Annotated in this window: 8 protein-coding genes; 4 read left to right on the forward strand and 4 right to left on the reverse strand. The window is 45.0% G+C overall.

All coding sequences use genetic code 11. The features are described 5' to 3' along the window. Positions 1-44: 44 nt before the first annotated feature. Complete coding sequence (locus ACFO8Q_RS17130; protein ID WP_380027192.1) at positions 45-830, reverse strand: alpha/beta fold hydrolase; 786 nt, start codon at positions 828-830, stop codon at positions 45-47. Between the two features lie 188 nt (positions 831-1,018). On the opposite strand from ACFO8Q_RS17130, the gene phaQ reads away from it, so the two are divergent. The 4 genes from phaQ (at position 1,019) to ACFO8Q_RS17150 (ending at position 4,322) form a co-directional block, all read left to right on the forward strand. Then, positions 1,019-1,468 (forward strand): poly-beta-hydroxybutyrate-responsive repressor, encoded by a 450-nt coding sequence (gene phaQ / locus ACFO8Q_RS17135; protein WP_380027194.1) that lies wholly within the window; start codon positions 1,019-1,021, stop codon positions 1,466-1,468. Next, entirely contained in the window at positions 1,446-1,940 is a 495-nt protein-coding gene (locus ACFO8Q_RS17140) for a hypothetical protein (protein WP_380027197.1), read from the forward strand. Before phaQ ends, ACFO8Q_RS17140 begins: the two co-directional genes overlap by 23 nt. A gap of 139 nt (positions 1,941-2,079) precedes the next feature. Further along, positions 2,080-2,820, forward strand: a complete 741-nt coding sequence (fabG, locus tag ACFO8Q_RS17145; protein ID WP_380027199.1) for a 3-oxoacyl-ACP reductase FabG — start codon at positions 2,080-2,082, stop codon at positions 2,818-2,820. Continuing rightward, positions 2,820-4,322 carry an acyl-CoA synthetase gene (locus tag ACFO8Q_RS17150; RefSeq protein ID WP_380027202.1) on the forward strand — a complete coding sequence of 501 codons (1,503 nt, stop codon included), beginning with the start codon at positions 2,820-2,822 and terminating at the stop codon, positions 4,320-4,322. Before fabG ends, ACFO8Q_RS17150 begins: the two co-directional genes overlap by 1 nt. Positions 4,323-4,387: 65 nt before the next feature. Here ACFO8Q_RS17150 and ACFO8Q_RS17155 read toward each other — a convergent pair whose 3' ends face one another. The 3 genes from ACFO8Q_RS17155 to ACFO8Q_RS17165 form a co-directional block, all read right to left on the reverse strand. After that, positions 4,388-5,038, reverse strand: coding sequence for an MOSC domain-containing protein (locus tag ACFO8Q_RS17155; RefSeq protein ID WP_380027204.1), 651 nt, complete (start codon positions 5,036-5,038; stop codon positions 4,388-4,390). A 383-nt stretch (positions 5,039-5,421) separates the two neighbouring features. After that, entirely contained in the window at positions 5,422-5,718 is a 297-nt protein-coding gene (locus ACFO8Q_RS17160) for a YfjL-like protein (RefSeq protein WP_380027206.1), read from the reverse strand. Positions 5,719-5,788: 70 nt separating this feature from the next. Beyond that, the gene (locus ACFO8Q_RS17165; protein WP_380027208.1) at positions 5,789-6,403 is read right to left on the reverse strand and encodes a hypothetical protein; all 615 of its coding nucleotides are present in this window, start codon (positions 6,401-6,403) and stop codon (positions 5,789-5,791) included. Positions 6,404-6,828: the final 425 nt, after the last annotated feature.

Raw genomic sequence — 6,828 nt, forward strand, 5'->3', positions numbered from 1 at the left:
GAATCGCCCCTAAGAATTGGGAACCCATTCTTAGGGGCTTTTCATCATTCAGCCACTTGACTTTTTTGCTTCTCAAGGAATCTTCGAATCACGGTGTTGAATTTTTCCGGTCGTTCCAGCTTGGCCATATGTCCCGCATTCCGGATCAGCACCAATTCCGAGTTGGGAATGGCTTGATGCATGAATACCTGAATCCACCAGGGGGTTAACAGATCGAAATCGCTTCCAATGATAAGCGTGGGAACAGTGATGGTGGGGAGCAGTCGGCGATTGTCTACCTCAAGGCACGATGCAACGGATCTTGTGTAAGAGGTTCTTTCGGGTGCAATCGATCTGTGAAACCTTTTGATGATCTGCTCATCCAAGGAATAGAGACATGTATAAGCGGCTAGTCGCATTCGTAATGCTTTAGGAAGAAAGTTGAGTTTCCACATTTCCAAGTGGTATAGTATTTCCCGGGCCATCCACGGTACGAAATAATAGGTGTTGACAAGAATCAAGGATTGACACCGGGCGGGAACCTGACGATAAAGTTCTTGGGCAATTACGCCTCCCATCGACAATCCGCAAATGTGGGCTTGTTCAAGACCCAGATCATCCATCAGGTGGAGGATGTCTCTTGCAAAATTCTCAATGGAAATAGCCTCCGCTCCCTCAGATTGTCCATGTCCGCGCAAATCGGGAATAATGAGATCGAAGGTATCCGCGAGCGGGTATTGTTGTTCCCAACCTTCTTTACGTTCACCCAAGCCATGAATCAGGATCAATGGGTCGCCGGAACCAAGCCGGTCGTAACGAATTTTTATACCTTGAATGGTTGCGGTTAACATTCGATTATCCTTTCTGTATAACGTGTTTTATAGTATTCAAGCCTCTCATGGCTTGTGAGGGGCTGTTATCGTTATTCCCGCTATGCAGTGGCATAAAACACGCAGATTTTTAAAATTTTGTAAAACAGGTATACAAAAAGAACATCTATGTGTAAAATACATATAGATGATAACTGAAGGTGATGTTCATGACAGAAGAGAAAGAATCTATCGGATTTGGGGGTCCACCAAAAAACTTCTTGGTACCTTTTGTCTTGCTGCTGCTCCAGCGGATGCCGATTCACGGCTATGAACTGATGCAGAAGCTGACCGAAATGGGGTTCCAAGCTTTGGATCAGGGGAATTTGTACCGGATGCTGCGGCAGCTTGAGAAAGACAAGTATGTCCGATCCGAGTGGGACACGTCATCGTCCGGTCCGGCGAAACGTTTGTATTCCTTAACCGATATCGGGGAAGCGTATCTGCAGACGTATGCACAAGAACTCGAGCGCTATCAGAAGATGCTGGGCCAATTTTTCAGTATGTACACCAACATGCTCAATCTCTATATGCCTTCCTATCGCGCGGAGGGAGACAAGGAGAAGAGTAATAAATCGAATCAAAGGAGGAATTCCAATGAGTCCGAAGGAGAAGAATGAAATGGAAGTGAAGTACCAGGTTGATTCATTTGTCGACACGTTTTGGGAGAATTGCGAATCCGGATTGGCACGATTCCAGAAATACTTGGCAGACTCTGAAGACGCCTATGTAAATGGTTTTGGGGAATCAAGAAAGGTGCTGGCTGAACAACGCGGCACGATCGAAACTTTCATCAAAGATATTGCAAAGAAAGATGCAGTTTTGGGCGACCAAAGCACTCAACTGCGCAATGTTGTGGAAAAGATGGAAGAACTCACACTTTCACCTATGAAGTTTACTTTTGAATTAATGGATAAGGTACACGAGCGTCTCGAAGAAAACAGCCGGGAATTTGTTACTTGGCAGCGTGAGCGCCGCAATACGTGGTCCTCTCTGACCAACAGCTACTTTAAGGCGGCTAAAAACAACCATCGAGCGTTTTGGCGCGCTGTTGAAGACACTGTCCGTCCATTTGTATGGTCTGACCGTTAAAAGTAAATATTTTCAATCGATTCAACATATGGCGCCGAGTGTCCGGCGTCTTTTGTTGTGGCAGACCCATACTGCAACTCGCCTGTAACCGTCACAGGTACAATTGCATTACAAATAGTTTAAGGAGCGGGAAGATCTTATGCGTTTACAAGATAAAGTAGCGATTATTACAGGTGGAGCGAACGGAATCGGCAAAGAGACCGCGCTTCTTTTTGCGAAAAACGGAGCCAAACTGGTGATCTCCGATTTTGACGAGGAAGCGGGACTCGCCGCACTCCAAGAAATCCGAAACTTAGGCACCGAAGCGGAGTTTGTGAAGGTCAATGTCAGCAATCTATACGATGTGCAGCAAATGGTCGATGCGGCGGTAGAACGTTTTTCCCGGATTGACGTCTTAATCAATAACGCGGGGATTACACGGGACGGTTTTTTGGTAAAGATGGACCCGACCCAGTGGGATCAGGTGGTTGCGGTTAATCTGACGGGTGTATTTTATTGCACGCAAGCGGTTGCAAAGGTCATGATGGATCAGGGGCAGGGAGTGATTCTGAATGCTGCTTCCGTAGTAGGTCTGTACGGCAATATCGGGCAGACCAACTACTCCGCAACAAAATCGGGTGTAATCGGAATGACCAAAACCTGGGCAAAGGAATTGGGGCCTAAAGGCATCCGCGTAAATGCGGTAGCACCCGGTTTTATCATGACCGGCATGACCGGAAAAGTCCCGGATAAAGTTCTTGACTCGATGAAGGAAAAAACGCCTCTGCGGCGTTTGGGTCAACCGGCAGATATTGCGAATGCCTATCTTTTCCTTGCATCGGATGAAGCCAGCTTTGTAAATGGTGCCGTATTAAGCGTAGATGGAGGATTGACTTTCTAATGCACCCTGTGACTGATTGGTTGGCGGTTCGGGCACGGCTTACTCCCTCAAAAATTGCAGTGGTTGAAGTCAGCTCCGGAATCCGTCTCACATATGAACAATTTAATGAACGGGTCAACCGGTTAGCAGGGTATCTTCAACGGTCCGGTGTGTCAAAAGGGGATCGAATTGCCTTGCTTTCCCCAAATTCGATCAGGTATTTGGAACTCTTATTTGCGGCGGGAAAAATAGGCGCTATGTTTGTACCCCTAAACGGCAGATTCTCAATACCTGAGCTTGCTTATGTGGTGAACGATTGCAAGCCACGAATATTGGTCTATACCGATTCCTATCAATCGGCAGTTTCCGGACTCACATCACACACGGAGATACCGATTCTGCTAAATGAATCCGGCTACCAATCAGTCCTGACAGAATCAACTGAAATCAATCGATTTGTTCCGCTGGAAATGGAAGATCCTTGGGCGATCATCTATACCGGCGGCACGACCGGTTACCCAAAAGGGGTGATCCTGTCTCATCGAGCCATTACCTGGAACGCAATCAATACGATGGTGAGTTGGGGGATTACAGAGAATGACGTTACCCCTGTCTATCTCCCGATGTTTCATACAGGAGGTTTAAACGCTCTGACTACCCCTGTTCTCTATGCTGGCGGAACGGTGGTCATAGGAAAGGAGTTCAACGCCTCATCGATCATCCGGGTGGTAGAGACCGAGAGATGCACGATTGCCCTGTTTGTTCCCACGATGTATCACATGTTGATTCAGGCTCCCGAATTTGCAGAGGCCGCTTTTTCTTCCATGCATACATTTCTGTCCGGGGGAGCCCCCTGTCCCTCCTCAATTTATGAGGCGTTTCGGACGAAAGGTCTCAACTTCAAGGAGGGATACGGTTTAACAGAAGCCGGGCCAAACAACTTCTATATCCACCCCCAGGATGCAAAACGGAAAATCGGTTCTGTTGGAGTACCGATGTTCCATACTGACATCCGATTGGTGGATTCGAACGGCAACGATGTTTCCGATGAAGAGACGGGTGAGATCTGGATTGCCGGCCCCCATCTTTTCTCCGGATACTGGAACAAACCGCAAGCTACAGTTGAAACTTTGGTCGGCGGATGGCTCCGAACAGGGGATCTTGGCCGGCGGGATGAGGAAGGGTATTACTATATTACGGGCCGTAAGAAAGAGATGATTATCACCGGCGGGGAAAATGTCTATCCGTTGGAGGTCGAACATGTACTTGAGAGTCACCCGGATATCAACGAAGTAGCCGTTGTGGGGCTGCCGGATCCAAAGTGGGGGGAAGTTGTAACCGCCGTACTGGTAACAGTGAAACACAAACGCATCAGCGGTGAAGAACTGAAAACTTACTGCGCCGGCAAACTGGCTGGTTATAAAATCCCAAAGCTGTTTTTGTTCGTTGATGAACTGCCGAAAACATCGGTCGGAAAGATCGACAAAAAGAGGATTATCGGCCAATACTCAAAAATCGGTTAATCAAATCGGATGCACTTGGGCAAAGTCCTCGAGACTCACCAATGGTGGGCCCGAGGACTTATTTATTATCCCAGTATACGTTTCGTCAATGTAACCCGCCAGCTTTCCGATAGTTCCTCCACGTCGAGGATTCGTCGAATCCCGTCTGCATTGTGTTTGTCATGATGCATGATTTGGTTCGCAAAGGCAACTGTCACCGCCTGCGGATGGCGTTCCATGAGTTTCAGAGTTCTGTCTTCCGAAATACAGCCTTCTTTCAGCACCCTGAAGTAAAATCCGGTAAGCCCTGTATTTTGAACCCGAACCGGCAAATCGACCACGTCAAACTTCTTGGCCAGTTTGTGACAAGGCTGCCGGGGTTGGCTGATCTGCACAACCGCCTCCCCAAACTGAAAAATATCCCCGATGCATACATCCTGCTCCAACATTCCGGTGACAGTCAGATTTTCGCCAAAAGCACCGAAAGCAAGCGAACGTCCCAACTCTTTCTCCCAGTAGGGATAGTGCTCATGAGGGTAGAGACAAACGGCTTTGTCTTTGCCGCCATGATTCACGAGATCGGCCTGTGCATCTCCTTCCAGATTGAACGAAGATAAATAGATTTCACCATTGATAGGTGATTTGAATATGCCCGTGACCACTTCTTGATCCTTGTAATTTATGGTTACGGGTTTCCCTATGTTGATCGAAACGACTTTGAGAGATGTTGAGGCCACACAGAAATACCTCCCTATTCCTTGATTCGTTGAAAATGTGGTCTATGTTCAGGATCAGTCCTTGTATAGGGACCGACGGGAATGCGCACATTCATGTCCTGCCTTTTATCTTGCCATTATCCTTTCTGCTAACAAGGCCAGTACACCAAGTGGTTTTGCTTAAGAAACCCTTTCCCACACAACAGTTTATAGGGATGGAGGAATCCTACATTTTTGAAGGCCTTAGAGACGAAAATAGAAACTGTTAGACATAAACAAAGCCGGTGCCACGTTTCCAAAAATGGACAGATGGCACCTTATCGATGGATGCTCCCTCTACTCCATAACAGATGTTATGAAAGTACACGTCTACAGATTGATTCTAGGTCATTCAATGATTAAGGTTAAGGACTTTTCCGCACTTCTACTAATTCATTATTCCTGATTGCATAAAAGTGTTCAGTTGAAGGATTGTCTTTAAATATGACAACCAGTTCATATTCGCCTTTTTTAACATTGTAACCTTCTCTAACTATAGTATATGAATGACTTGGATATTTTTCGTTTAAGAATTTAATCATAAGTTCTTTGTCATGTTTATTGCCCCAGGGCGAACCATTGTACCATAAGTACCCGCTTAAAATTAATATTAATAGCAGTAAAAAGGGAATAACTATTAAAAACTTGCGATTAGTTTCCATCAATATCCCTCCTCCAGTATAATACCATAAAACACACCCCTTCTAGTTGTAGGGGCGTGTTTTATTGACCTTAGTAATTCGATGATTGATAAATTTTACTTAATCTAGAATCTAAAGCAAGTTCATATGGACTAACAGCCGTAGAGCCAGTCCATAAATTTCTAAGATTCACGCCACCTGAGGCGCCGCCAGTTCCAAAATAATAACAATCCCAGACGAATTTAGTGCAGTACATAGTCGGACTTAAAGAGTCTAATCTATCCCATAGACTATAGGTATCACTACCATACCAGTTAACCAAATCTATCGCTTTACGTCCTGCATCTAAAGCTTTAGCTGGATCGTTGAATCGCATGACCTTTACTTGATTGTTGTTGTCGGCAAAAAAAGCACTGATACTTTGTGTACCATTACTCAATTTGTTCGGGGATCCCAACATTTGCTGAACATTGAGATTACTATCTACAATTGCAGCATGTCCTACAAGACCACTTGACCTTGTATTACTTGATATTAAAATATCTCCCACTGCTGCTGCGATTGAAGTGCCGGGATAATTTACTGTTATTGGATCGGGGCCTGGAATTACATTTGTTGTTGCAGCCGAACTAACCCCGAAAACCATCATGAAAACTGCACAAATCGTGAGAAATTGACTGAGCCAACGACCTAATTTTCTACCCATTTTTTCTCCTCCTCTTCCATGTTCAATTTTTGCCGGTACCTACAGAAATTTTAAACTAGCTATTTGTTTCACTCCTTTCGTGGCTTCTGAGTAAATAACAATCCTTGCATTAAAAGTTGCAAAAAAAAGGATATATTTGTATAATTACGAAAGACCATTCAGTAAACCTACGTTGGGATTGAATGGAGGGAAGTAGACGGTTGCCGCCAAGCTTCTCGTTTACTCCCTAATTTCTTCCGTAATTTGTACAAATCAAATAAAGAGTCACTTCAAAATAAATACTAGAATTACAGTATTTATTTACGGTATAAACGTACTCCATTTTTTTCTAGTTGTCAACAAGTCTGAATTAAAAAATTTTGGCTGAGTTCAAATATAGTGTTGCCTCCAAACATTAGTTCTGGTAATCTTCAGATATACAGAAC

The sequence above is a fragment of the Effusibacillus consociatus genome (genome assembly GCF_042652925.1).
Classification (GTDB): Bacteria; Bacillota; Bacilli; order Tumebacillales; family Effusibacillaceae; genus Effusibacillus; species Effusibacillus consociatus.